Genomic DNA, 24754 nt, shown 5'->3' on the forward strand with positions numbered 1-24754 from the left:
CCGCCTCGTCCTACCATCCGGTGATGAGCGAACGGCGGTCAAGCGAGTCCGGTTTCCCGATCAAGGGCGTCTACACGGCGGCCGACCTTCCGGAGGACCTGGATTCCCGGCTGGGCGGCCCCGGTGAGTACCCGTACACCCGTGGGGTCTACCCCACCATGTACACCTCGCGCCCGTGGACCATGCGGCAGTACGCCGGCTTCGGCACCGCCACCGAGTCCAACGCGCGCTACCACCAGCTGCTGCGGGCCGGCACGATGGGCCTGTCCGTGGCCTTCGACCTGCCGACGCAGATGGGCTACGACTCCGACGACCCGATCGCGCACGGCGAGGTCGGCAAGGTCGGCGTCGCCATCGACTCCATCGAGGACATGCGGCTGCTCTTCGACGCCATTCCGCTGGACAAGGTCTCCACCTCGATGACCATCAACGCGCCCGGCTCGGTGCTGCTCCTGCTCTACCAACTGGTCGCGGAGGAGAACGGCGTACCCGGGTCGGCGCTGAACGGCACGATCCAGAACGACATCCTCAAGGAGTACATCGCCCGCGGGACGTACATCTTCCCGCCGAAGCCCTCGCTGCGGCTGGTGGCCGACACCTTCGCCTACTGCCGGGCCGAGGTGCCGAAGTGGAACACCATCTCCATCTCCGGTTACCACATGGCCGAGGCCGGCGCGACGCCCGCGCAGGAGATCGCGTTCACCCTCGCCAACGGTGTCGAGTACGTCCGCGCCGCGCTCGCCGCCGGGCTCGCGGTCGACGACTTCGCGCCCCGGCTGTCCTTCTTCTTCGTCGCCCGCACCACGCTGCTGGAGGAGGTCGCGAAGTTCCGCGCCGCCCGACGGATCTGGGCCCGGCTGATGCGCGACGAGTTCGGCGCGCAGAACCCGAAGTCGGTGATGCTGCGGTTCCACACCCAGACCGCCGGTGTGCAGCTCACCGCCCAGCAGCCCGAGGTCAACCTGGTCCGGGTGGCGGTGCAGGGGCTCGGTGCGGTGCTCGGCGGCACCCAGTCGCTGCACACCAACAGCTTCGACGAGGCTATCGCGCTGCCCACCGAGAAGGCGGCCCGGCTGGCGCTGCGTACCCAGCAGGTCCTGGCGTACGAGACGGACCTGACGGCCACGGTCGACCCGTTCGCCGGCTCGTACGTGGTGGAGGCGATGACCGCCGAGGTCGAGGCGGCGGCGAACGCCCTGATGGAGCGGGTCTTCGAGCACGGGTCGGCGGTGGACGCGATCGAGGCCGGCTTCCAGAAGCGGGAGATCGAACAGTCCGCGTACCGGATCGCGCAGGAGATCGACTCGGGGGAGCGGGTGGTGGTCGGGCTCAACCGGTTCGCCATCGACGCCGAGGAGCCGTACGAGCCGCTGCGGGTGGACCCGACGATCGAGGCGGCCCAGGGTGAGCGGCTCGCCAAGCTGCGCGCCGAGCGGGACAACGACGCGGTCGAGCGGGCTCTGGCCGCGCTACGGGCCGCCGCCGAGGGCACCGACAACGTGCTGCACCCGATGAAGCAGGCGCTGCGGGAGCGGGCGACGGTGGGCGAGGTCTGCGGCACGCTGCGTCAGGTCTGGGGGCTGTACCGGCCGACGGACCGCTTCTGACCCACGCACGTCACGGCCACCGGCCCCGGACCAGGGGGCACGGTGGCCGTCGTGCTTCCGACTGATCGGACGTTTTCGCTGGTGGGCGCGGACGCGTCGGCAGAGTTACAGTCGAGACATGTCCCGTCGCCGACCGGCGGCGTGGACGCGGAGCGGGCCGCGCGACGACGCCGGGCCCGCTCGTCCGTCTCCGGGGGCGGCGCGGCCCATCGGTCACGGCGTGTGCCGCGGAGGTTTACGGGTAACCGGACGGGGTGACTCCGCAACCTCGTGTGTTCGGGACGCACACGGTGTGCGGTCAGCGAGCGGCCGATGGTGTGAACGTCTCCGAAGCCCCGTTGCCGAGCGTGTTCGGGTAGTTGCCGTAGTGGCAGTTCACCGATGCGACTAATGCGACAATTCGGAAAGACGGGCCTGGCTTCGGCGCAGTTTTGCGACCGCCGAATCGGTTACGCGTTGTAGGAGGTGTGGGGCGGATGACGGCGTCGAACCGCGATCTACCTGCTGTCCCGCTCTTGGCCGAGCACCCCGAGCAGGGCAATTGTGACACTGTGCGCCCCGGCGATCACCGTAACGAGGTTGCGCAGCGTCACCGTCGGCGGTCTAGTCTGTCTGCTGTCCCGGAAGATCCTTACCTTTCTAGTGATCGAGAAACCGACGTGACGAGTGCGTTGACGACGCCGCCGACCGGTGGCCCGGCGTCATCCCCGCTGGAGGCGTCTCCCCCGCCCCAGCCGCTGCCCGACGGCCTGGACGGTCTCCTGGCCTCGCGGGTACCCGAACTCGTCGCCACCCGCCGGCACATCCACGCGCATCCCGAGCTGTCCGGTGACGAGTTCGAGACCACCGCCCTCGTCGCGCGCCAGCTCGCCGAGCTCGGCCTGCGTCCGCGCCTGCTGCCCAAGGGCAATGGCGTCATCTGCGACATCGGCCCCTCGACCGGCCCGCTGATCGCGTTCCGCGCCGACCTCGACGCCCTGCCGCTGCCTGACATCAAGGACGCCTCCTACCGGTCCACCGTGCCGGGCGTCTGCCACGCCTGCGGCCACGACGTGCACACCACGATCCTGCTGGGGCTGGCCGAACTCCTCGCCCGGCTCGCCGACCGCGAGCGGCTGCCCGGGCGGGTGCGGGTGATCTTCCAACCGGCCGAGGAGGCGATGCCGTCCGGAGCGCCGGAGGTCATCGCGGCCGGCGGCCTCGACGGCGTCTCGTGCATCTTCGCGGTGCACTGCGCGCCGCAGTACCCGGTCGGCGCCGTCGCGGTGCGCTCCGGCCCGCTGACCGCGGCCGCCGCCACTCTGGAGATCCGGGTCGGCGGCCCGGGCGGGCACACCGCCCGCCCGCACCTCACCACCGACCTGGTCGACCTCCTCGGCCGGCTGGTCACGGACCTGCCGGCCCAGCTCGCCCGGCGGATGGACCCCCGTTGGCCGGTCTCGCTGGTCTGGGGTGCGGTGCACGCCGGCGAGGCGTCCAACACCATCCCCTCGCTCGGGTACGTCCGGGGGACGGTCCGCTCCCTGCACCGCGAGGCCTGGTACGACGCCGGCGAGATCATCATGAAGCTGGTCCCGGACCTGGTCAGCGGGACCGGCGCCGAGATCGACGTCGAGTACGTCCGCGGCACGCCGCCCGTCATCAACGACAAGCACGCGGCCGAGGTCATCGGCGCCGCGGCGGCCCGGGCGCTGGGTCACGAGAACGTCTTCGAGGCCGAGACCAGCATGGGCGGGGAGGACTTCTCCTTCTACCTGGAGCGGGTTCCCGGCGCGATGATCCGGCTCGGGGTCTCGCCGCCGGGTGCGACCGACCAACGTGACCTCCACCGGCCCGGATTCGACGTGGACGAGCGGGCCATCGAGTACGGCGTCCGCGTCCTGGCGCACACCGCGTTGGCGGCTCTCGCCGACGAGACCTTCGGGTCGCTCGGGTGAACCGCCCGGCGCCCGCACCCGTGGTGACGACGGCCGACCTGGGAAGTGACGGCCTGTTCCTGAAGCACCAGCGGGGGCACGACTGCTCCGACTGCGGTCACCCCTACCTCGACGCGGACCGGGGGGCGGCCGGAGCGCACGTCCGGTGGTCCCGCGTCGGCGGTGGCACGATCGTCGCCAGCACCGACGGCCCGGTCCGCGAGCTGCACATCCTGCCGCACTGCGGCACGGAACTGCCGCCGGACCTGCTCGCCGCCACCGACCCGGTCGACTTCACGGCTCTGGCCCAGCTGGTGCACGACAACCTGGACCTGGGGACCGCCGCCATCTACCGGCACCTGGTCGACGACATCGTCGCGGGTCGCGCCCCCGGCGTGGCGGTCGCCGGCTTCCACCTCTCCCGCATCCTGCTCGACGCCAACCGCGTCGAGGTGCGGCAGCAGGTACCGCCGAACCCGTACGCCGGCAGCGCCGACCTGTACCGGGAGTACCACCTCAGCGAGGGTTCCCGGCTGCGCGAGGAGGAGCTGCTGCCCTGGTTGGCGGCGGTCGACGACGTGCTGCGGGACATGGGCGAGTGGGGCTCGGTCTACCACCACCACACGTACGACGTGTACTCGATCAGCCCGCGCCCCTGGGACCGTGGCTTCACGGCGAAGCGCCCGGCGTTCCAGCTGATCTGGCGGCGGCCGCCGGTGGACCGTGCCGGTGACCACGTGGCCGGCGACGATGCCGGGCTCGCCCGCCTCGAGGACGTCGAGGACGTACGGAACGGGATCCGCGACTTCCTGGAGCAAGAGATCGGGGTGGGCAACGGCACGGGGCAGATCGACTACCCGCTGCTGCTGCCGGTGCTGCCGTTCCGGGGGACCCGGCAGGGCGACCCCGCCGGCTCGCCCCGGCACCTGGTGTACGACCTGCGCAAGGACCTGCTCACCACCGAGCGGCAGATCCGTTCCTGGGTGGACGTCGCGCCCTGGCGTTTCCGGCAACCGGCTCCGGCGGAGGTCGCCGCCGTGCCGTGGGCCGCTTCCGCCCGCACCCCGGGCTGACCCGTCCTCGGCCTCCGGTGGCGTCTCGTCCCGGGACGAGACGCCACCGGACGCGCGACATCAGGCGCCGGACCGCGCCCCCGGCACGGTCGGCGACGTGGCGACCACGGGACCGGGGGGTGCCGGAGCGACCAGGGCCGGCCGCCGCTGCCGGCGACGGCGGGCGAACCACCACAGCAATCCCAGCGGTACGCCGAACGCGACCAGCCACGGCAGGACCGCCCCGAGCACGGTCAGCAGCACGGTCGTCGAGGTCAGGAAGACCTTCCAGCCGCCCTTCAGGCCGACGAGGAAGCCGGCCTCGTCGGGGTCGTCGACCGGTCGGGCGTCCGGGCCCACCAGGGACACGGTGATCGTCGACAGCGCGGTCAGGTCGGCCAGCCGGCGTTTCTTCGCCTCCAGGGACGCCAGGTCGGCCTCCCGCCGGGCCAGCTCGTTCTCCAGCGACACCAGGTCGCCGATGGAGGTGGCCCGGGAGAGAAGCCGGCGGGCGTTGTCGACCCGGGCACGCTGGGTGGTGATGCGGGCGTCCAGGTCGACGGTCTCCTCGGTGACGTCCTGGGTGTTGATCTCCTGTTGCTGCCGCGTGCCGAGCTTGGCCAACTCGTCGACGACCCCGGTGAACTTCGCCGCCGGCACCCGGAGCGTCAGGTCGGCGGTGGCGTCCCCGCCGGCGCTGCGCCGCTGGTCGCCGCCGACGAAGCCGCCCGCCGCGGTGGCGAGCGTGATCGCGTCCCGGGCCGCCTGGTCGACGTTCCGCACCTGCACCCGCATCGAGCCGGTGTAGACGATGGAACGCTGGTCCACCCGCAGGTCCGGTGCCCCGGCCACGGGCTTCTGATCGGCGGGCTGACCGGCCCCGGCCGGTGCCTCACCGGCCCGGTCGCCGAACAGCTCGGGATTGCCGGCCGACCCACCCGCCGCGCTGTCGTTCGTCGCGGCCTCGTCACCGCCGGACCCGCTGCAGCCTCCCAACGCGAGCACCGCCGCCAGTCCGGCCGCCGCGAGCAGCGCGCCCCGACGTCGTCGTCCCGTTCCGTCCATGTCCCCGCTCCGATCTCCGTGGCCCCGAGGGTCGGGGCGATCGGTCAGACGAGGCGCGGTGCCGCGCCCGTTCCGGCAGACTGCGCTGAGGACGTCACGATTCGATAATCGAGGAGTCACGAATGCGGCTGACGAAGTACGGCCACTCCTGCGTACGCGTCGAGCACGACGGCGGAGTGCTGGTGATCGACCCGGGGGTCTTCAGCGAGCCGGAGGCCCTGGACAGGGTGGATGCCGTGCTGATCACCCACGAGCACCCGGACCACGTGAACGTGCCGGCCCTCGCCGAGCGGCACGAGGACCGGCCCTTCGCCGTCTACGGGCCAGCCTCGCTGGCCTCCATGCTGGACGGCCTGGCCGACGTGCTGGCTCCGGTCGAGGCGGGCGCCGAGTTCGCCGCCGCCGGTGTGCCGGTCCGGGCGTACGGCGGCCGGCACGCCGTGATCCACCCGGACATCCCGGTGGTGGACAACCTGGCGTACCTGATCGACGACCGGGTCTACCACCCCGGCGACTCGCTGGTGGTGCCCGACGACGTCCGCGTCGACACGCTCTTCCTGCCGATCCACGCCCCCTGGACGAAGTTCTCCGAGTCGCTGGACTTCCTGCGGGCGGTGGCGCCGCGCCGGGCGTACGCGCTGCACGACGGCCTGCTCAACGACAACGGGCTGTCGCTGCTGAACAACAACTTCACCCGGCTGGCCGATGTGGACTACCGCCGGCTCGAGCCGGGCACCCGGGTCGACGCCTGACGCGCGATGCCCGACCCGCCCCGAGACCTGGTGCGACAGCTCTACCGCACGCCGCCCGACCGGTTCGTCGCCGCCCGCGACGGCGCGGTCGCCGACGCGCGCCGCGCCGGTGACCCGAAGGCCGCCCGGGAGATCGCCCGCCTGCGCCGCCCCACCGTGGCCGCCTGGCTGGTCAACCTGCTCGCCCTGGAGCGCCCCGAACTGGTCGCCGACCTGGTGCAGCTGGCCGAGGCGCTGCGGACCGCCCAGCGGGAGCTGAGCGGTCCCCGGCTGCGCGAACTCTCCGCCCAGCGGCGGGCCGTGGTCGGCGCCCTCGTCGCCGAGGTCCGCAAGCTGGCGCGCGAGACCGAGGGTGCCCCGTCGGCCGGGAAGCTGCCGCTGGCCGAGGTGGAGGCGACGCTCAACGCCGCGCTCTCCGACACCGAGGTGGCCGAGCAGGTGCGCACCGGCCGGCTGCTCCGGGCCGCCAGCCACTCCGGCTTCGGCGAGGTGCCCCGGCCCCACCTGCGGCTGGTCACCGGAGGCGCCGACGAGGTCGTACCCGCCCAGCCCGCACCCCGTCGCCCGGACCGGGCCGAGCTCCGCGCCGAGCAGGCCGAACGGGCCGCCCGGGCCGAACGCGCCCGGCGCCGCCAAGCGCTGGAGAAGGAACTGGCGCGGGCGCGTACCGACCAGGAACGGGCGGAGGCCGACCTGGCCGGGGCGACGGCCGCCGAGCACGACGGCGCCGCCGCCCTGGATGCCGTCGAGGCGGAACTGGCCGAGCTGGAGCGCCGCCGTGCGGTCGCCGAGCAGGAGCTGAGCCGGGCCAGGCTCGCCCGCCGGGCCGCCGAGCGGACGGTCACCGCCGCCCGCCGTCGCGCCGGCGAGGTCGAGGCCGCCGTCGAGGCGCTCGACGCCGAGGAGGGGGATGACGGCCCGCACGGCGGCACGGCAGACTGATCCCCTATGGACGGACTGAACGGCACCGGATGACGCCGGAGCAGGTCGCCGCGGCCAGCAAACCGGCTGTTCTGGAGCTGGGCGACGCGTTCACCCGATGCCCGACGACCCTGCGCCGGGCGCGGCTGCTCGGCATCTCCGGCTGGGCCTTCTACGTCGCCGGCCGGGCCGGCGCGCTCGGCGACGTCCGGGCGGAGACGGTGGCCGCCGCACTCGGCTTCCTCGCCCCGGACGCGGTCGCCGATGGGTGGGACGCCACCGTGCGGGCCGTGCGGCCGGTCGAGGTGGCCGCCGCCACCCTCGACGAGTGCTGCCGCTGGGGCGACGAGCGTCTCGGACCCGTGCCGGATGTCGGCCGCCTGGCCGGCCTGCTCGGGAACGCCGTCGAGGCGGCCGACGCCACCGGCATGCCGCTGTTCGCCGCCTGGCGGGCCATGCCGCTGCCGGGGCGGGCACCCGGAGCCCGCGCGGCCGTCGGCCTGCGACTGCTGCGGGAACACTTCGCCGGTGCCCACCTGCTCGCCGTACGGGCCAGCGGGATGACGCCGCTGGAGGCGGTGCTGACCGGGCCCGAGGGGGAGGCCGGCGCGCTGGCCTGCGGCTGGCCGCCGCCGTACCCACCGGTGGGGCCGCTGGTCCGCCGTCGCCTCTGGGCGGAGGCCGTCACCGACCGGCTCGCCGCGCCCGCGTTCGCGGCTCTCGGCCCGCGGGACGGCGCGGAGCTGGTGGACCTGCTCACCGGCACCCGCGCCCACCTGCGCGCCGGGGCCTGACCACCGGGGCGGACCGCGGGCGGAAAAATGAGCGGCGGACGCGGGTCCCGCCTGCCAGGATCGCCCCGTGACGCTCCCCGCCGGCTGGACCGCCCGCCGACCCACCCTGGACGACGTGCCGGCGATCCTCGCGGTCGTGCACGCCGCCGACACCTTCGCCGTCGGATACCCGGACTTCGACGCGGCCGACGTCGAGGCGGCCCTCACCGCGCCGTTCACCGACCCGACCCGCGACGCCTGGGTGGTCACCGACCCGGACGACACGCTCGTGGCCTGGGCGACCGTGGACAACCCGACCGGCGTGGGCCGGGAGTTCGTGGAGGTCTACGTCGACCCGGAGCGCGGTGCCCACCTGCGTGCCCCGCTCCTGGCCCGGATGCTCGACCGGATCGCCGAGCGGGCCGCCGAGCGGGGCCTGCCGGCGCTCACCGTCCGGACCGCGCTGTTCGCCCCGGAGACCGTCTGGGCGGACGAGGTGGCCGCCGCCGGCTTCACCCGGGTCAAGCGGTACGTGCGGATGCACCGCCCGCTGGCCGACCTGGCGCCCGAACCACCGCTCGAGGCCGGGGTGACCGTCCGTCCGCTGCGCCCCGGCGACGAGGTCGACCTGCGGCTGTTCCACCGGATCTTCGACACCGCCTTCCGGGACACGCCGGACTACGAGCCGGTCGGCTACGACCGCTGGCGCGAGCAACTGCACCTGCACGGGACGACCTGGGACGAATGGTTCGTGGCCGAGGTCGACGGCGAGCCGGCCGGGGCGCTCCAGTCCTCCGACCAGGCGCTGGAGCAGAACGAGGGGTTCGTCCGGAGCCTGTCGGTGCTGCCCGCGTACCGACGGCGCGGGGTGGGCGCGGCGCTGCTGCGCCGTGCCTTCGCGGTCTACGCCGCCAAGGGTCGGGAGTCCGCCGGGCTCGGCGTCGACCTGAGCAACCCGACCGCCCCGGTCACCCTCTACCGCTCGGTGGGGCTGCGCGACGTGCGCTGGACCGACATGTACGAGCTGATCGTCCCCGCCGCCGGTGTGTGATTGACGACGCCAGGCCGGCCCGGATCGTGGTTCCGCCGGTGGCGGTAGCAGACTGGGGGTCGTGCGACACGCCCTACGCCGACGCGGTGCTGGTGGGGCGGGACCGCAGCTCGGTGACGTAGTCGTCCGGCGCGCCCGCCTTCTCGGCGGCGTTCGCGATCTCCGACAGGTACCACGAGGTGGGCAGCCCGCCCTCGTACCCGTCGAAGACGTAGACCCCCGCGGTGACGTCCCCGTCGAGGGTGGAGATCCGCACGTGCAGCTTGCGGTACGTGCCGGCGGTCACGCCCTCGATCTCGTCGAGCTGGGCGGCGTCGTACGGGTGGATGTCGTAGAGCGCCACGAACACCCGGTCACCGGGGGACTCGACGACGGTGCTCACCGCGCCCTCCCAGCCGATGACGTCCTCGCCGGCGAAGGTGAGCCGCCAGCCCTCCAGCCAGCCGGTGCCCACCATCGGCGAATGCGGGCAGTAGGCGCGCATCCGGGCAGGATCGAGGTTTGAGCCGTAGGCGGCGTAATGACGCACGGCGATGACGATAGTCCGCCCGGCGGGTGGGGGAGAATACGACGGTGCGTGTCGGACGCGTTCGGGAGAAGAAAGTCACTGTGAGCACTGGTCGGAGGCGAGCGCGGTGAGCGCGAGGAGTGCAGCGGAGCGGAGCCCCGCAGTCGCGAACGAGAGGACGGCGCTGTGAGCCGGATCGTGATCATCGGCGGGGGGCCGGCCGGCTACGAGGCGGCCCTGGTCGCCGCCCAGTTGGACGCCGACGTCACCGTCGTCGAAGCCGAGGGTGCCGGCGGCGCGTGCGTGTTGTCGGACTGCGTACCGTCGAAGACCTTCATCGCCAGCTCCCAGGTGGTCACCGGATATCGGGACACCGAGGAGTTCGGGGTGCACTCCGACGGCCTGGACGCCGTCACGGTCGACGCCAGCGCGGTCAACGAGCGGGTCAAGCGCCTCGCCCTCGCGCAGTCCGGCGACATCCACGCCAAGCTGGTGAAGGCCGGGGTGACCTTCGTCGCGGGCAGCGCCCGGCTCGGCGAGGACACCCTCGGGCACACCCACCGGGTGATCGTCACCCCGGCCGAGGGCGGCGAGGAGTACTCGATCGCCGCGTCCACCGTCCTGGTCGCCACCGGGGCCACCCCCCGCCAGCTCCCCACCGCCGTACCCGACGGTGAGCGGATCCTGACCTGGCGGCAGGTGTACGACCTGCCCGAGCTGCCCGAGCACCTGATCGTGGTGGGTTCCGGCGTCACCGGTGCCGAGTTCGCCAGCGCGTACCTCGCCATGGGCGTCCCGGTCACCCTGGTCTCCAGCCGGGACCGGGTGATGCCGCACGAGGACGCCGACGCGGCGATGGCCATCGAGCGGGTCTTCCGCAGCCGGGGCATGAGCATCCTCAACAACTCCCGCGCCGACGCCGTCCGCCGCACCGCCGACGGGGTCGAGGTCGAGCTGTCCGACGGCCGCACGGTCACCGGCTCGCACGCGCTCATCGCCGTCGGCTCGATCCCGAACACCGCGGACCTGGGGCTGGCCGAGTACGGCGTCGAGCTGGCCCGGGGCGGTTACGTCACCGTCGACCGGGTCTCCCGCACCAACGTTCCCGGCATCTACGCCGCCGGCGACTGCACCGGGGTGCTGCCACTGGCCAGCGTCGCCGCCATGCAGGGCCGGATCGCGATGTGGCACGCGCTCGGCGAGGCGGTCCGGCCGCTGCGGCTGCGTACCGTCGCGGCGAACGTCTTCACCGACCCGGAGCTGGCCACCGTCGGCGTCTCCCAGGACGAGGTCGACGCCGGCAAGGTGCCCGCGCGGCAGGTGATGCTGACGCTGGGCGGCAACGCCCGGGCCAAGATGGACGAGGTCTCCGACGGCTTCGTGAAGCTCTTCTGCCGGCCGGCCAGCGGGCAGGTCATCGGCGGCGTGGTCGTCGCGCCGAAGGCGAGCGAGCTGATCCTGCCGATCACCATGGCCGTGGAGAACAACCTCACGGTCAACGAGCTGGCCCAGACCATCACCATCTACCCGAGCCTGTCCGGGTCGATCACCGAGGCGGCCCGCCAGCTCATGCTCCACGAACTGGAGTGACCCGCCCGCCCGTCCCGGCCGGTCCGTGCACCGGCCGGGCCGATGGCTGTCGGCTCCGTCGCGGACGGTAGGAGTGAATCCAGTTCGAGATCAATCTTCGGCTGGTGCAGACGAGGCGTGCCTCAGGCGACGTCGAGGCGGATGTTGCCGATGCGCGCCACCACGTCGAGATGGCCGCCCGGGCCGGTGACGTAGGCCCGTAGCGTCTCGAGGCTCGTGTGTTCGCCCTTCTCGATCTGGCTGATCCGCGCCTGCGACAAACCTGCCGCCTCGGCCAACTGGCTCTGCGTCATGCCGAGTTGGCGACGGATCTCAGCCAACTGCGCGCCGCTGACCGATGCCAGCATCCTCTCCCGGAACTCGCCCCGCCGGGCGAGGCGGTCGGGGTGCTCCCACGCGCGGGGTCGAAAGCGAAGATGATCTTGATCTCCGTCGTGCCACTCGAACCGGGGCGCAGCTCCTTCATATGGTGGAACGAGCTGCCCTTGAGGCGGTCGACCAAGGGCCGTCCGAGGGCGGGGCCGTGCTCGACGAGAGATCGACGGCCTCGCTGACCAGGTCGGCGGTAGTCGGATCGGTCCTGCACAGGTGGAGGAACCGGACTTATGCTCTGCGGGCGATTTTCACTCGGCGGTGGGGCGTACGGTGCGGGTGTTGAGGAGCGTCATCACCCAGCCGGCGGCGGCGAAGCCCACGGCGGCGGCGCCGGCGATCAACGCCAGCCGCCAGGTCGACCCGGTCAGCGCGGTTCCGCCCAGGTGGCCGACCAGCGCGCCGTACGCCGCCCACCCGAGCGCCGCCATCGACTCGTAGAGCAGGAAGAGGCGGTACGGGTATCCGCGGCGCCCGGCGGAGAAGCAGGCCGCCATCCGGCCACCGGGCACGAAACGGCACAGCAGGATCACCAGCGGGCCGGGGCGTCGCAGGCCCTCGGTGACCCGCCCCGCGGCACGGCGGGCCCGGCCGGGCTCCCGGGACCGGAGCAGCCGGCGGCGGCTGCCGCGGATCCGCGCCGCCAGCCGCGACCTCGGTGCCCGGCGACCGAGCAGGTAGCAGGCCAGGTCCCCGGCGAAGACGCCGAGCGCGCCGACCGCGATGGTGACCGGCAGGTTCAGGCCGCCGTACACGGTGAGCGCGCCACCGGTGATCATCAGCACCTGGGTGGGCACCACCGGTACGAAGGCGTCGACGACGAGGAGGCCGAGCAGCGCCAGGTACGCCCACATGGGCGACGCGACCTCGGTCAGTAGTTCGGGCACGGCTGCCACCTCACCGGACGGGCCGATCGGATGTTGCAGAGCCTGACGACATGGCCCGGGTCACCGGGGACGGCCCTGGCCGGCGGTGACCGCCGACACGGCGGCGCCACCAGAGGTCAACGAGCGGCGGGTGCCCGGGGTTACCGGTTTCGCCGATGAACCACGTACGCGAGGCGGTCGCCGGATCGGTGTTCATCGGCGTACCGTTGTCGGCGCGCGGCCCCACGACCGTCGGGTCCCCCGTTCTCGACGAGCGGGCCGCCGCGGGCCGTCGGCAGGTCCCGTGCCGGCGGCCCGCCCCTTTCTCCGGGGTGCCGCCCCGCGCCGGGTGCGCCCGCCACGCCGGCCCGTTCCGTACCCCGTTCGCCGGCCGTACCGGAAATTCGGATGCCAGGTGTGGCGAGCGGTGCGTACCGTCGCCCCATGCGCAGTGCGGAACGGACCACGACGCCGGGAAACCCCGGCGCGCCGCACTGACGAATCCGTCGACGAGGCCCCGGGCGATCCGCCCCGGGGCCTCGCGGCTTTCCGGACGTCGGTCGCTCCCGGGTCGTACCCGATCAAGGAGCGCGACATGATCGACCACCGTAGGCTCGGCCGCGAGCTGGACCTCTTCGTATCCGACCCGCTGGCCGGCGCGGGCCTGCCGCTCTGGCTGCCGGCCGGCGCCGCCGCCCGGCACGCCGTCGAGGAGTACGTCCGGGAGCTGGAGCGCCGGGCCGGCTACCGCCACGTCGTCACCCCGCCCCTGGGCCGGCGGGAGCTGTTCGAGCTGTCCGGCCACCTCGGGTACTTCGCCGACGACATGTTCCCGCCGATGCGGCTCTCCGCCGACGACGAGTTCGTGCTCCGGCCGGCCCTCTGCCCGCACCACGCCCTGGTCTACCGGGCGCGCGGCCGGTCCTACCGGGACCTGCCGCTGCGGGTCGCGGAGCTGGGCGGCATGTACCGCTCCGAGCGGTCGGGCGTGCTCGGCGGGCTGTCCCGGGTACGCGCGATCTCGCTCAACGACTCGCACAACTTCTGTGCCCTGGAACAGGTCGGCGAGGAGGTACGCGACATCCTGCGACTGATCCGGGAGGCGCACGCCGCCCTCGGCGTACGGCCGGCGGGTTTCCGCCTCTCGCTGCGCGGACCGGGGGAGAAGTACGTCGGCGACGACGCCCAGTGGGCGCGGGCCGAGGACCTGCTCCGCGCGGCGCTCGACGGGGTCGAGTACACCGAGGCCCCGGGCGAGGCCGCGTTCTACGGGCCGAAGATCGACATCCAGATCGTCGACGCCGCCGGTCGGGAGTCGACCCTCTCCACCGTCCAGCTCGACTTCGACAAGCCCGAGCGGTTCGACCTGTCGTACACCGACTCGGGTGGGGCCCGACGTCGGCCGGTGATGGTGCACCGGAGCCTGGTGGGCAGCATGGAGCGGCTCTTCGCGTACCTCATCGAGGTGCACGAGGGCGCGTTCCCCGCCTGGTACGCCCCGGTGCAGCTGATGGTGCTCCCGATCGACGACGGTCCGGCCGAGGCGGCCGACGCCCTCGCCGCGGAGGCCCTGGCCGCCGGGCTGCGGGTGGAGGTGGAACGGGCCGGGTCGCTGGGGGCCCGGATCCGCGACGCCGCCCGGAGACGCGTGCCGTACGTCGGAGTGGTCGGCCCCCGCGAGGCCGCAGCCGGCGAGGTCTCGCTGCGCCTGCGCGGAGGCCGTGTCCTGGATCCGATGCCCGTCGCCGACGCCCTGGCGGTGATCCGCGGCGTGGTCGGCTCCCGCTCCCATGTCCTGCTGCCCTAGACCGACGCGGGGGTCGGGGTCGCGGCGGGGGTGAACTGGGATTGGTGGAGTCGGTGGTAGGGGCCCTGCGCGGCGAGCAGGGCCTCGTGGGTGCCCTGTTCGACGATCCGGCCGTTCTCCATCATCAGGATCAGGTCGGCGTCGCGGATGGTGGAGAGGCGGTGGGCGATGACGAAGCTGGTCCGGTCCGACCGGAGGGCCGCCATCGCCCGCTGCAGCAGCACCTCGGTACGGGTGTCCACGGAGCTGGTCGCCTCGTCCAGGATCAGCAGCGACGGCTCGGCAAGGAACGCCCGGGCGATGGTGATGAGCTGCTTCTCGCCGGCGCTGACGTTGCTGCCCTCGGAGTCGATGACGGTGTCGTACCCGTCGGGGAGGCTGCGGACGAACCGGTCCACGAAGGTGGCCCGGGCGGCGGCGACGATCTCCTCCTCGCTGGCGCCCGGGCGCCCGTAGGCGATGTTGTCCCGGATGGTGCCGCCGAAGAGCCAGGTGTCCTGGAGCACCATGCCGATCCGGCCGCGCAGGTCGTCGCGGCTCATCGTGGTCACGTCCACCCCGTCGAGCGTGATCCGGCCGGCGTCCAGCTCGTAGAAGCGCATGATCAGGTTGACCAGGGTGGTCTTGCCGGCCCCGGTCGGCCCGACGATCGCCACGGTGTGCCCCGGCTCGGCGACCAGGGACAGGTTCTCGATGAGGGGCTTGTCCTCCGCGTATCGGAAGGAGACGTTCTCGAACTCGACCCGGCCGCGCGGCTCGGTCACCCGGGCCGGCGGCTCCGGGTCCGGGCTCTGTTCCTGCGCGTCGAGCACCGCGAAGACCCGCTCGGCGGAGGCCACCCCGGACTGGAGCAGGTTCGCCATCGAGGCGACCTGGGTCAGCGGCTGCGTGAACTGGCGCGAGTACTGGATGAACGCCTGCACGTCGCCGAGGCTCATCGCTCCGGTGGCGACCCGCAGGCCACCGACCACGGCGATGGCCACGTAGCTCAGGTTCCCGATGAACATCATCGCCGGCATGATGATCCCGGAGATGAACTGCGCCGCGAAGCTGGCCCGGAACAGCTCCTCGTTCCGGTCGGTGAAGGCGGCCTCCACCTCGCGCTGCCGGCCGAAGACCTTGACCAGCTCGTGGCCGGTGAACGCCTCCTCGATGTGGCCGTTCAGCTCCCCGGTGTGCGTCCACTGCGCGATGAACTGCTTCTGCGACCGCTTGGCGATCTGGCCGGTGACGGCGACCGACAGCGGTACGGCGACCAGCGCCACCAGGGCCAGCAGCGGCGAGATCCAGAACATCGCGGCCAGGACGCCGACGACGGTGAGCACCGACGTCAGCAGTTGACTGAGGGTCTGCTGGAGGCTGGTGGAGATGTTGTCGATGTCGTTGGTGACCCGGCTGAGCAGTTCACCGCGCGGCTGCCGGTCGAAGTAGGGCAGCGGAAGCCGGTTGAGTTTGGCCTCGACGTCGGCGCGCAGCCGGTACACGGTCCGCTGCACCACGCCGTTGAGCAGCCAGCCCTGCCACCACATCAACAGGCTCGCGCCCAGGTAGAGCGCCAGGGCGAGCAGCAGGACCCGGCCCAGCGCGTCGACGTCGATGCCGACGCCGGGCACCACGTCCATCCGGGCGAGCATGTCGGCGAAGCTCGCGTCGCCGTCCGCCCGCGCCGCGGCGACGGCCTCGTCGGCGGTGGTGCCGGCGGGAAGCTGCCGGCCGAGCACGCCGGTGAAGATGATGTCGGTGGCGTGGCCGAGGATCATCGGGCCGATGACGCTGAAGCCCACGCCGAGCAGCGCCAGCGCGACGATCGCGACCAGGTGTGCCCGGTGCGGCCGGAGCCGGCCGAGCAGCCGCCGGGCCGACGGCACGAAGGTCATCGACCGCTCCGCGGGCATCCCGGCGCCCATCCAGGGCGGACCGCCCCGCTGGCCCCCCGGTGGCAGCCGCTTCGGCGTCCGCGGGTCGGCCGCCGGCTTCTGCTGAGGTACGGCGGGAGGCGTCCCACCCCGCCCGGTCACGCCGCCACCCCGGTCTGCTGGGACGCGACGATCTCGGCGTACGTGGGACAGTCGACCAGCAGGTCGTCGTGTCGGCCCATCCCGACCACGCCTCCGTTCTCCAGCACGATGATCTGGTCGGCGTCGACGACCGTGGAGATCCGCTGCGCCACGATCACCACCGCCGCGTCCGCGGTGACCGGTCGCAGCGCCGCCCGCAGCCGGGCGTCGGTGCCGAGGTCCAGCGCCGAGAACGAGTCGTCGAAGAGGTAGATCTCCGGTCGCCGGACCAGGGCCCGGGCGATCGCCAGCCGTTGCCGCTGGCCACCGGAGACGTTCGTACCGCCCTGCGCGATCGGCGCGTCCAGCCCCTCCGGCATGGCCTCGACGAAGTCGCGCGCCTGGGCGATCTCCAGGGCCGTCCACAGCTCGGCGTCGGTGGCGTCGGGGTTGCCGTAGCGCAGGTTGCTCGCCACGGTGCCGGTGAACAGGTACGGCTTCTGCGGCACCAGGCCGATCCGGCGCCACAGCTCGTCGGGTGCCAGCTCCCGCACGTCCACCCCGTCGACCAGGACCGCGCCGGCGGTCACGTCGACCAGCCGGGGGATCAGCGACAGCAGGGTGGTCTTGCCGGCCCCGGTGCTGCCGACGATCGCGGTGGTCGTACCGGGACGGACCCGGAGGGAGATGTCCCGCAGCACCGCCTCGGCGGCCCCGGGGTACTGGAACCGCACGTCCCGAAGCTCCAGCTCGGCCCGGCCCGGCACGTCGGTCACGGGTCGGGCGGCGGGCACCACGGAGGAGTCGGTGTCCAGCACCTCGGTGATCCGCTCGGCGCAGACCGCCGCGCGGGGCACCATCATCAGCATGAAGGTGGCCATCATGACCGCCATCAGGATCTGCATCAGGTACTGGAGGAAGGCGGTGAGCGCGCCGACCTGGATCGCCCCGTCCTCCACCCGCTGCGCGCCGAACCACAGCACCGCGACGCTGGAGACGTTGAGCACCAGCATCACGACGGGGAAGATCAGGGCCATCAGCCGGCCGGTGCGCAGGGCGGTCGCGGTCAGGTCGGCGTTCGCGCCGGCGAAGCGTTCCGTCTCGTACGGCTCGCGCACGAACGCCCGGACGACGCGGATGCCGGTGATCTGCTCGCGCAGTACCCGGTTGACGGTGTCGATGCGGGTCTGCATGAGACGGAACCCCGGCACCATCCGCCGGATGATCAACCCGAGGGCGACGGCGAGCACGGGGACGCTGACCAGCATCAGCCAGGACAGCCCGACGTCCTCGCGCAGGGCCATCACGACGCCGCCGACGCTCATGATCGGTGCGGCGACCAGCATCGTGCAGCTCATCAGGACGAGCATCTGCACCTGCTGCACGTCGTTGGTGTTGCGGGTGATCAGCGACGGCGCGCCGAAGCGGGCCACCTCGCGGGCCGAGAATCGGTTGACGTGCCGGAACACCGCGGCCCGGACGTCCCGCCCGAATCCCGTGGCGGTCCGCGCGCCCAGGTACACGGCGGCGATCGAGCAGACGATCTGCACCAGGCTGACCGCGAGCATCCACCCACCGGTCCGCATGATGTAGCCGGTGTCTCCCCGGGCCACCCCGAGGTCGATGATGTCGGCGTTGAGGCTGGGCAGGTAGAGCGAGGCGATCGTGCCGACGAACTGGAGCAGCACGACCGCCGCCAGCGGTCGCTGGTACGGGCGCAGGAACGCGCGCAGCAACCGCATCAGCATGTGGGGGCCTCCAGGGGCGGGCTCGGCTCGTCCCCGGCGGCGATGACCTCCAGGAGGAACTCCCGGATCACCGCCGCCTTGGCAGGATCCGCGTCGACGGAGGTGAGCGGGCGCTCCGAGTGGATCAGCTCGGTGAGCGCCGCCGCCCGGGCACGTCCGGCCTCGGTGAGCGTGAGCCGTACGCTCCGCCGGTCCGCCTCGTCGCGCTGCCGCTCGACCAGGCCGTCACGCTCCAGCGTGTCGACGATGCCGGTGAGGGTGGCCGGCCGGACGAAGCACCGTTCGGCGACCGCCCGGTGTGGCAGCTCGCCGTGCTGGGCGATCGTCATGAGGGCCACCATGCCGGCCTGGCTGAGCCCGTGCTCCTCGGCGAGGAACCGGTTCCAGCGCTGGCCGGTGACGTGTCCGGCCACCACCAGCAGCCGACCGAGCGGCACGTCCGAGAGGGTCACCAGGTCCACGCCAAACACGTTAGCTTCGAGACCGTCAGGGGCCAAACGAAATAGCGACAGCCGTGGCGACGAACACGACCTGGAGCGCCGTCCGCGTACCGATCGGGGTGACCGGCCGGCCGGCGAGGGTGAGTCCGCGCCGGGCGGCGGACACGTTCGCCGGGAACATCGCCAGCATCAGCAGGGCCAGGCCGGCGGCGGCCCAGCGTGCGGTCGCCGGGACGAGCAGCGCCGCCGCGCCGACCAGTTCCAGGACGCCGGTGACGGTGACCAGCAGGTCCGGCCGGGGGAGTCCGGGCGGGACCATCGCGACGAGGTCCGCCCGCCGGCTCCGCGAGAAGTGGGCCGTGCCGGTGAGTACGAGCATCAGGGCGAGTCCCACCCGGAGGGCGGGATGCCACCCGTCGAGGGCGTCGACGCCGGCCAGGCCGGCGAGTCGGGCGAGCGCGGCGCCGATCACGAGAGCGAGCAGGGGAACCATGACCCCTCCCATCTAGTCACCGACAAGATTGGGCCCTGACGCACATCTTGTCAATGGCAAGTTACAGTGGGGCATGTCCTCCGGAACGCGTGGCTACCATCACGGCGACCTGCGGCGCGCACTGCTCGCGGCGGCCGTGGAGTCGATCGGGGAATCCGGGCCGGGCGCCCTGAGCCTGCGGGACCTGGCCCGCCGGGCGGGCGTGTCGCACGCCGCGCCGGCACACCACTTCGGGGACAAGGCGGGCCTGCTCACCGCCGTCGCCGCCGAGGGATTCGACCTGCTGGCCGACGCGCTGCGCGAGGCCGACGGCGGCCTGCTGGAGGTCGGCGTGGCGTACGTCGGCTTCGCCGTCGAGCACCGGGCGCACTTCGAGGTGATGTTCCGCACCGACCTGCACCGGCCCGACGACCCGGAGCTGCTGGCCGCCCAGGAGCGCTCCGGCGCCGCCCTCCACGCCAGCGTCGCCGGCCTGCCCGCTGATCGCCCCACGGCGTCCGATCCCGAGGGCGACGCCCTCGCCGCCTGGTCGATCGTGCACGGCTTCGCCACCCTGTGGCTCGCCGGCGCCCTCCCCGCCGCGGTCGGCGACGACCACCGCGCCGCCGCCCGCGCCGTGATCCACCGCCTCTTCCCCCGGACCTGACGGGCGGGAACGGTGCGGCGGACCGACCCCCGGACCTCCGGCCGGACCCGGGGTCGGCCGGACCCGGGCGGCGATCTCGCACTTTCTGCCGCCGCAGAAGCGGCAAAAGCACCCGTAAGGGCGACCGAAAGTGCAAGATCGCGGGGGCGGGGGCCCTGCGCGCGGGGCGGCTGGGTCGACTTTCCGTCGGTCACCAGCTCGTCGGCAGTGGCATCCCCTCGGTGTAGCCGGCCGCGCTCTGCACGCCGACCAGCGCCCGCTCGTGGAACTCGTCCAGGTTTCGCGCGCCCGCGTACGTGAAGGCGCTCCGTACCCCGGAGATGATCTCGTCGATGAGGTCCTCCACGCCCGGGCGGGTCGGGTCGAGGTACATCCGCGCCGAGGAGATGCCCTCCTCGAAGATCGCCTTACGGGCCCGGTCGAAGGCGCTGTCGTCGGCGGTACGGGCGCTGACCGCACGCGCCGACGCCATACCGAAGCTCTCCTTGTAGCGCCGCCCGTCGGCGTCGGTGTAGAGGTCGCCGGGGGACTCGTAGGTCCCCGCGAACCAGGAACCGATCATCACGTTGGACGCGCCCGCGGCCAGGGCGAGCGCCACGTCACGGGGGTGCCGTACGCCGCCGTCGGCCCAGACGTGCCGACCCAGCTCGCGGGCGGCCGCCGCGCAGTCCAGCACGGCGGAGAACTGCGGCCGGCCGACCCCGGTCATCATCCGGGTGGTGCACATCGCTCCGGGGCCGACGCCCACCTTGATGATGTCCGCGCCGGCCTCGACGAGGTCGCGTACGCCCTCGGCGGTGACGACGTTGCCGGCCGCCACCGGGACGTGCGGGTCGACCTCGCGGACCCTCCGCAGCGCGGAGATCATCCGTTCCTGGTGGCCGTGCGCGGTGTCCACGACCAGGGTGTCCACCCCGGCCTGGAGCAGCGCGGCGGCCTTGCCCGCCACGTCGCCGTTGATGCCGACGGCGGCGGCGATGCGCAGCCGACCCCGGTCGTCGACGGCCGGCTTGTAGAGGGTCGCCCGCAGGGCGCCCTGCCGGGTGAGTACACCGACCAGCCGTCCCTCGGCGTCGACCACCGGGGCGAGTCGCCGGCGCCCGGCCGACAGCCGGTCGAAGCCGGTACGCGGGTCCGCGTCGGCCGGCACCGTGTGCAGCTCGGTCGACATCACGTGCCGGAGCTGGGCGAACCGGTCCACGCTCACGGTGTCCGCCTCGGTCACCACGCCGAGGGGACGGCCCTCCGGGTCGACGACGATCACCGCAGCGTGCGAGCGCTTCGGGAGCAGGTGGATGGCGTCTCCGACGGTGTCGGTGGGGCCGAGGGTGATCGCCGTGTCGTGCACGAGGTGCCGTTGCTTGACCCAGGCGACGACGTTCGCCACGACCTCGATGGGGATGTCCTGCGGGATGACCGCGATGGCACCCCGGCGGGCGACCGTCTCGGCCATCCGCCGCCCGGCCACGGCGGTCATGTTCGACACCACCAGCGGGATGGTGGTGCCCGTACCGTCGCTGGTGGCCAGGTCGACGTCGAGTCGCGAGCCCACCTCGGAGCGGGCCGGCGCCATGAAGACGTCGTTGTAGGTCAGGTCGTGCGCGGGGACCGCGCCATGTAGGAACCGCACCCGGCCATCATTCCTGGCCACCGCCGTACCCGCCGCCGGTGGTCACGGAAAACACCTTCCGCGCGCTCACCGCAGGAGCAGGGCCGCGCCCACCGCGGCCATCACGAGGGCGACGGCGCCGTCCAACACCCGCCACGCCTGGGTACGCGCCAGCAGGGGCGCGAGCCGGTGCGCCCCGGCGCCCAGCGCGCTGAACCAGACGACGCTGGCCAGCGCGGCGCCCCCGCCGAAGGCCCAGCGGTCCTCGTGCTGCTGGGCGATCCCGCCGATGAGCAGCACCGTGTCGAGGTACACGTGCGGGTTGAGGTAGGTGAAGGCGAGGCAGGCGAGGACGGTCGCCCGCAGGGGGGCCGGCGGTCGGTCGGTCGGCGCCAGCGTGCCGGGGCGCAGTGCGCGCCGCGCCGCGAGGAGCGCGTAGCAGAACAGGAAGGCCGCGCCGCCCCAGCGGATGGCGGTCAGCAGGGCCGGCGACCCGGACACGACGGTGCCGAGGCCGGCGATCCCGGCCGTGATGAGCAGGGCGTCGGAGGCGGCGCACGCCACCACCACCGGTACGACGTGTTCGCGGCGCAGGCCCTGGCGGAGCACGAAGGCGTTCTGCGCGCCGATGGCGACGATCAGGGCGAGGGAGACGGAGAACCCGGCGAGCGCCGAGGGCAACGGATCTGGCACACCGCGAGGCTATGGCCGGTGCGTCATACCAGTCCAGCTCATGTTTCTGATGCTCCGTAAGCTCAGCTTATGGAGGGACTCGACTCGACGCAGCTCCGCACGTTGACGACCGTGGTGGCCGAGGGAAGCTTCGACGCTGCGGCCCGGGTCCTCCACGTGACCCCGTCGGCGGTCAGCCAACGGATCCGGGCGTTGGAGGAGGCGGTCGGGCAGGTCCTGGTCCGGCGTACGCGGCCGTGCCGGGCCACCGAGGCGGGCCGGCCTCTCCTGCGTCTCGCGGGTCAAGTGGCGCTGCTCGAACAGGAGGCGCTGGCCGACGCGCGGGGGGCGCTGACCGGGGACCGCGTCGGCACCCGACTGGCCGTCGTGGTCAACGCCGACTCCCTGGCCACCTGGTTCGTCGCCGCGCTGGCCCAGGTGCCCGACGATCTGGCGGTCCGCTTCGACGTACGCCAGGACGACCAGGACCACACGGCGGACCTGCTGCGCGACGGTGCCGTCATGGCGGCGGTGACCGCCCAGCGGGAGGCGGTGCAGGGCTGTCGGGCGGTGTCGCTCGGCGCGATGCGTTACCGCGCGCTGGCCGCGTCCGGCCGGGCCGGACGGTGGTTCCCCGACGGGCTGACCGCCGCGGCGCTGGCCGTGGCGCCGATGGTGGCGTTCGACCGCAAGGACCGCGTGCAGCACCGTTTCCTACGGTCGGTGACCGGGCGGCACCTGGACCCGCCGGTGCACCACGTGCCGTCGGTGCCGGCGTTCAGCGAGGCGATCCGCCGGGGGCTCGGCTGGGGCGTGGTGCCCGAGCAGTTGGCCGCCGCCGACCTGGCCGACGGCACGTGCGTCGACCTGGCCCCCGGTCGGTACGTCGACGTGCCGCTGTACTGGCAGCACTGGCGGCTGGACTCGACGGTGCTGGGTGCGCTGACCGCCGCCGTACGTGCCGAGGCTGCGGTCACGCTCCGCTGAGCGGGCTTCGGCCCGCGCAGGTGTTAGGAGGGGGCCCTTCCTATGCACCAGGCGTTAAGAAGGTGCCCTTCCTTACACCTCAGGCGATGGTGCAGATGGCGGCGCCGGCGGTGATGACCGCGCCGACCTCGGCGGAGAGGCCGCTGACCGTGCCGGCCTTGTGCGCGTGCAGCGGCTGCTCCATCTTCATCGCCTCCAGCACCACCACCAGGTCGCCCTCGGCGACGGTGTCCCCGTCGGCGACGGCGATCTTGACGATCGTGCCCTGCATGGGGGAGGTGAGGGCGTCGCCGCCCACCGCGGCGCCGGCCTTCGCGGAGCCGCCCCGGCGACCCGGCTTCTTGGCGGCCGGAGCGGCGGTGGCCGTACCCGCGCCGAGGCCGGCGGGCAGGACCACCTCCAGGCGCTTGCCACCGACCTCGACCACGACGGTCTCGCGCTCGGCCGGGCCCTCGACGGCGCCGGCGACGGCGGTGAAGGCCGGCACGGTGTTGTCGAACTCGGTCTCGATCCAGCGGGTGTGCACGTGGAACGGCTCGGACGTGAACGCCTCGTCCCGCACCACGAGGCGGTGGAACGGCAGGGCGGTGGCCATGCCCTCGACCACCATCTCGTCGAGTGCGCGGCGGGCCCGCTCGATCGCCTCGGTACGCGTCTCGCCGGTGATGATCACCTTCGCCAGCAGCGAGTCGAAGTTGCCGCCGATCACGTCGCCGGCCGAGACGCCGGTGTCCACCCGGACGCCCGGGCCGCTGGGCAGCCGCAGTGCGGTGATCGTGCCGGGGGCGGGCAGGAAGTTGCGGCCCGGGTCCTCGCCGTTGATCCGGAACTCGATGGCGTGCCCGCGCGGGGTCGGATCCTCGCCGAAGCGCAGCTTCTCGCCGTCGGCGATCCGGAACTGCTCCCGGACCAGGTCGACGCCGGCGGTCTCCTCGGTCACCGGGTGCTCCACCTGGAGACGGGTGTTGACCTCCAGGAAGGAGATGGTGCCGTCCGCGCCGACCAGGTACTCCACCGTGCCGGCGCCGTGGTAGCCGGCCTCCCGGCAGATCGCCTTGGCGCTGTCGTGGATCTGGGCGCGCTGCGCGTCGGTGAGGAACGGCGCGGGGGCCTCCTCGACCAGCTTCTGGTGGCGGCGCTGGAGCGAGCAGTCCCGGGTGCCCACGACGATCACGTTGCCGTGCTGGTCGGCGAGGACCTGCGCCTCGACGTGCCGGGGCTTGTCCAGGTAGCGCTCCACGAAGCACTCGCCCCGCCCGAACGCGGCGACCGCCTCGCGGGTGGCCGACTCGAACAGGTGCGGGATCTCCTCCATCGTGCGGGCCACCTTGAGGCCGCGACCGCCGCCGCCGAAGGCCGCCTTGATGGCGACCGGCAGGCCGTGGTCGACGGCGAAGGCGATCACCTCGTCGGCGTTGCCCACCGGATCGGGGGTGCCGGGGACCAGGGGTGCGCCGGCGCGCTGGGCGATGTGCCGGGCGGTCACCTTGTCACCGAGGTCGCGGATGGCCTGCGGGGTGGGGCCGATCCAGGTCAGCCCGGCGTCGACGACCGCCTGGGCGAAGTCGGCGTTCTCGGAGAGGAATCCGTACCCGGGGTGGACAGCGTCGGCGCCGGCCTTCGCGGCGACGTCGATCAGCTTGTCGATACGCAGGTAGCTCTCGGCCGCCGTGTCGCCGCCCAGCGCGTACGCCTCGTCGGCGAGCGTCGCGTGCAGGGCGTCCCGGTCGGAGTCCGCGTAGACGGCGACGCTGCCGAGGCCGGCGTCGCGGCAGGCGCGGATGACGCGGACGGCGATCTCGCCGCGGTTGGCGATGAGTACCTTGCGCACCTTGTGGCTCCTCCCGGGAGGTCGTTGACCGGGAGTGTATCGGCCACCCTG

Annotated in this window: 22 protein-coding genes; 11 read left to right on the forward strand and 11 right to left on the reverse strand. The window is 73.0% G+C overall.

Translation table 11 applies throughout. From position 1 onward, the window contains the following. Nucleotides 1-23 precede the first annotated feature (23 nt). The 3 genes from ACTMSW_RS00985 to ACTMSW_RS00995 all read left to right on the forward strand — a co-directional run bounded on the left by ACTMSW_RS00985 (nt 24) and on the right by ACTMSW_RS00995 (nt 4596). On the forward strand, nt 24-1607 hold the full coding sequence (locus ACTMSW_RS00985; protein ID WP_441178468.1) for an acyl-CoA mutase large subunit family protein: 1584 nt from the start codon (nt 24-26) through the stop codon (nt 1605-1607). A gap of 659 nt (nt 1608-2266) precedes the next feature. Then, a complete protein-coding gene (locus tag ACTMSW_RS00990) occupies nt 2267-3544 on the forward strand; it encodes an amidohydrolase (RefSeq protein ID WP_441178470.1) in 1278 nt (425 codons plus the stop codon). Beyond that, the gene (locus tag ACTMSW_RS00995) at nt 3541-4596 is read left to right on the forward strand and encodes a hypothetical protein (protein ID WP_441178471.1); all 1056 of its coding nucleotides are present in this window, start codon (nt 3541-3543) and stop codon (nt 4594-4596) included. Before ACTMSW_RS00990 ends, ACTMSW_RS00995 begins: the two co-directional genes overlap by 4 nt. Before the next feature lie 60 nt (nt 4597-4656). Here ACTMSW_RS00995 and ACTMSW_RS01000 read toward each other — a convergent pair whose 3' ends face one another. Then, nucleotides 4657-5640 (reverse strand): DUF4349 domain-containing protein, encoded by a 984-nt coding sequence (locus ACTMSW_RS01000; protein ID WP_441178472.1) that lies wholly within the window; start codon nt 5638-5640, stop codon nt 4657-4659. Nucleotides 5641-5762: 122 nt separating this feature from the next. Between ACTMSW_RS01000 and ACTMSW_RS01005 the strand changes: the two genes are divergently transcribed. The 4 genes from ACTMSW_RS01005 (at nt 5763) to ACTMSW_RS01020 (ending at nt 9137) form a co-directional block, all read left to right on the forward strand. Beyond that, nucleotides 5763-6392 carry an MBL fold metallo-hydrolase gene (locus ACTMSW_RS01005; RefSeq protein ID WP_441178473.1) on the forward strand — a complete coding sequence of 210 codons (630 nt, stop codon included), beginning with the start codon at nt 5763-5765 and terminating at the stop codon, nt 6390-6392. A 6-nt stretch (nt 6393-6398) separates the two neighbouring features. Further along, nucleotides 6399-7334 carry a hypothetical protein gene (locus ACTMSW_RS01010; protein WP_441178474.1) on the forward strand — a complete coding sequence of 312 codons (936 nt, stop codon included), beginning with the start codon at nt 6399-6401 and terminating at the stop codon, nt 7332-7334. A gap of 29 nt (nt 7335-7363) precedes the next feature. Further along, on the forward strand, nt 7364-8107 hold the full coding sequence (locus ACTMSW_RS01015; protein WP_441178475.1) for an SCO6745 family protein: 744 nt from the start codon (nt 7364-7366) through the stop codon (nt 8105-8107). Nucleotides 8108-8174: 67 nt separating this feature from the next. After that, nucleotides 8175-9137 carry a GNAT family N-acetyltransferase gene (locus ACTMSW_RS01020; RefSeq protein ID WP_441178476.1) on the forward strand — a complete coding sequence of 321 codons (963 nt, stop codon included), beginning with the start codon at nt 8175-8177 and terminating at the stop codon, nt 9135-9137. Nucleotides 9138-9210: 73 nt separating this feature from the next. Here ACTMSW_RS01020 and ACTMSW_RS01025 read toward each other — a convergent pair whose 3' ends face one another. Continuing rightward, complete coding sequence (locus ACTMSW_RS01025; RefSeq protein ID WP_441178477.1) at nt 9211-9666, reverse strand: gamma-glutamylcyclotransferase; 456 nt, start codon at nt 9664-9666, stop codon at nt 9211-9213. 165 nt (nt 9667-9831) lie between these two features. Between ACTMSW_RS01025 and ACTMSW_RS01030 the strand changes: the two genes are divergently transcribed. After that, nucleotides 9832-11235, forward strand: a complete 1404-nt coding sequence (locus ACTMSW_RS01030; protein WP_441178478.1) for an NAD(P)H-quinone dehydrogenase — start codon at nt 9832-9834, stop codon at nt 11233-11235. A gap of 122 nt (nt 11236-11357) precedes the next feature. Here the strand turns inward: ACTMSW_RS01030 and ACTMSW_RS01035 are convergent, their stop codons facing one another. After that, nucleotides 11358-11582: a helix-turn-helix domain-containing protein gene (locus tag ACTMSW_RS01035; RefSeq protein ID WP_441178480.1), complete on the reverse strand. Its 225-nt coding sequence runs from the start codon at nt 11580-11582 to the stop codon at nt 11358-11360. A gap of 276 nt (nt 11583-11858) precedes the next feature. After that, a complete protein-coding gene (locus ACTMSW_RS01040; protein ID WP_441178481.1) occupies nt 11859-12494 on the reverse strand; it encodes a DedA family protein in 636 nt (211 codons plus the stop codon). A gap of 574 nt (nt 12495-13068) precedes the next feature. Between ACTMSW_RS01040 and thrS the strand changes: the two genes are divergently transcribed. Then, nucleotides 13069-14280 carry a threonine--tRNA ligase gene (thrS, locus tag ACTMSW_RS01045; RefSeq protein ID WP_441178483.1) on the forward strand — a complete coding sequence of 404 codons (1212 nt, stop codon included), beginning with the start codon at nt 13069-13071 and terminating at the stop codon, nt 14278-14280. On the opposite strand, the gene ACTMSW_RS01050 is transcribed toward thrS, so the two are convergent. From ACTMSW_RS01050 to ACTMSW_RS01065, 4 genes are all read right to left on the reverse strand, one after another. Continuing rightward, nucleotides 14277-16175: an ABC transporter ATP-binding protein gene (locus ACTMSW_RS01050; protein ID WP_441179035.1), complete on the reverse strand. Its 1899-nt coding sequence runs from the start codon at nt 16173-16175 to the stop codon at nt 14277-14279. The two genes, thrS and ACTMSW_RS01050, sit on opposite strands and share 4 nt — an antisense overlap. Nucleotides 16176-16294: 119 nt before the next feature. Continuing rightward, nucleotides 16295-18025, reverse strand: a complete 1731-nt coding sequence (locus tag ACTMSW_RS01055) for an ABC transporter ATP-binding protein (protein ID WP_441178484.1) — start codon at nt 18023-18025, stop codon at nt 16295-16297. Beyond that, nucleotides 18019-18486, reverse strand: coding sequence for a MarR family winged helix-turn-helix transcriptional regulator (locus tag ACTMSW_RS01060; protein WP_441178485.1), 468 nt, complete (start codon nt 18484-18486; stop codon nt 18019-18021). The genes ACTMSW_RS01055 and ACTMSW_RS01060 overlap by 7 nt, the downstream gene beginning before the upstream one ends. Before the next feature lie 25 nt (nt 18487-18511). After that, entirely contained in the window at nt 18512-18958 is a 447-nt protein-coding gene (locus ACTMSW_RS01065) for a DoxX family protein (RefSeq protein WP_441178486.1), read from the reverse strand. Nucleotides 18959-19031: 73 nt separating this feature from the next. Between ACTMSW_RS01065 and ACTMSW_RS01070 the strand changes: the two genes are divergently transcribed. Then, nucleotides 19032-19604, forward strand: a complete 573-nt coding sequence (locus tag ACTMSW_RS01070; protein WP_441178487.1) for a TetR/AcrR family transcriptional regulator — start codon at nt 19032-19034, stop codon at nt 19602-19604. Between the two features lie 190 nt (nt 19605-19794). Here ACTMSW_RS01070 and ACTMSW_RS01075 read toward each other — a convergent pair whose 3' ends face one another. Together ACTMSW_RS01075 and ACTMSW_RS01080 are read right to left on the reverse strand one after the other, a co-directional pair. Continuing rightward, nucleotides 19795-21234 carry a GuaB1 family IMP dehydrogenase-related protein gene (locus tag ACTMSW_RS01075; RefSeq protein WP_441178488.1) on the reverse strand — a complete coding sequence of 480 codons (1440 nt, stop codon included), beginning with the start codon at nt 21232-21234 and terminating at the stop codon, nt 19795-19797. A 66-nt stretch (nt 21235-21300) separates the two neighbouring features. Beyond that, a complete protein-coding gene (locus ACTMSW_RS01080) occupies nt 21301-21906 on the reverse strand; it encodes a LysE/ArgO family amino acid transporter (protein WP_441178489.1) in 606 nt (201 codons plus the stop codon). Nucleotides 21907-21975: 69 nt separating this feature from the next. On the opposite strand from ACTMSW_RS01080, the gene ACTMSW_RS01085 reads away from it, so the two are divergent. Continuing rightward, a complete protein-coding gene (locus ACTMSW_RS01085) occupies nt 21976-22872 on the forward strand; it encodes a LysR family transcriptional regulator ArgP (protein ID WP_441178490.1) in 897 nt (298 codons plus the stop codon). Nucleotides 22873-22951: 79 nt separating this feature from the next. Here the strand turns inward: ACTMSW_RS01085 and ACTMSW_RS01090 are convergent, their stop codons facing one another. Further along, the gene (locus ACTMSW_RS01090) at nt 22952-24703 is read right to left on the reverse strand and encodes an acetyl/propionyl/methylcrotonyl-CoA carboxylase subunit alpha (protein ID WP_441178492.1); all 1752 of its coding nucleotides are present in this window, start codon (nt 24701-24703) and stop codon (nt 22952-22954) included. Between the last annotated feature and the right edge of the window lie 51 nt (nt 24704-24754).

The organism is Micromonospora sp. BQ11, from assembly GCF_052068135.1.
GTDB lineage: Bacteria > Actinomycetota > Actinomycetes > Mycobacteriales > Micromonosporaceae > Micromonospora.

Coding starts and splice junctions, on each gene's coding strand:
- ACTMSW_RS01010 (WP_441178474.1), top strand. CDS start 6,399: ATGCCCGACCCGCCCCGAGACCTGGTGCGACAGCTCTACCGCACGCCG.
- ACTMSW_RS01055 (WP_441178484.1), bottom strand. CDS start 18,025: ATGCTGATGCGGTTGCTGCGCGCGTTCCTGCGCCCGTACCAGCGACCG.
- thrS (WP_441178483.1), top strand. CDS start 13,069: ATGATCGACCACCGTAGGCTCGGCCGCGAGCTGGACCTCTTCGTATCC.
- ACTMSW_RS01000 (WP_441178472.1), bottom strand. CDS start 5,640: ATGGACGGAACGGGACGACGACGTCGGGGCGCGCTGCTCGCGGCGGCC.
- ACTMSW_RS01015 (WP_441178475.1), top strand. CDS start 7,364: ATGACGCCGGAGCAGGTCGCCGCGGCCAGCAAACCGGCTGTTCTGGAG.
- ACTMSW_RS00985 (WP_441178468.1), top strand. CDS start 24: ATGAGCGAACGGCGGTCAAGCGAGTCCGGTTTCCCGATCAAGGGCGTC.
- ACTMSW_RS01050 (WP_441179035.1), bottom strand. CDS start 16,175: ATGCCCGCGGAGCGGTCGATGACCTTCGTGCCGTCGGCCCGGCGGCTG.
- ACTMSW_RS01085 (WP_441178490.1), top strand. CDS start 21,976: ATGGAGGGACTCGACTCGACGCAGCTCCGCACGTTGACGACCGTGGTG.
- ACTMSW_RS01005 (WP_441178473.1), top strand. CDS start 5,763: ATGCGGCTGACGAAGTACGGCCACTCCTGCGTACGCGTCGAGCACGAC.
- ACTMSW_RS01035 (WP_441178480.1), bottom strand. CDS start 11,582: ATGCTGGCATCGGTCAGCGGCGCGCAGTTGGCTGAGATCCGTCGCCAA.
- ACTMSW_RS01070 (WP_441178487.1), top strand. CDS start 19,032: ATGTCCTCCGGAACGCGTGGCTACCATCACGGCGACCTGCGGCGCGCA.
- ACTMSW_RS01065 (WP_441178486.1), bottom strand. CDS start 18,958: ATGGTTCCCCTGCTCGCTCTCGTGATCGGCGCCGCGCTCGCCCGACTC.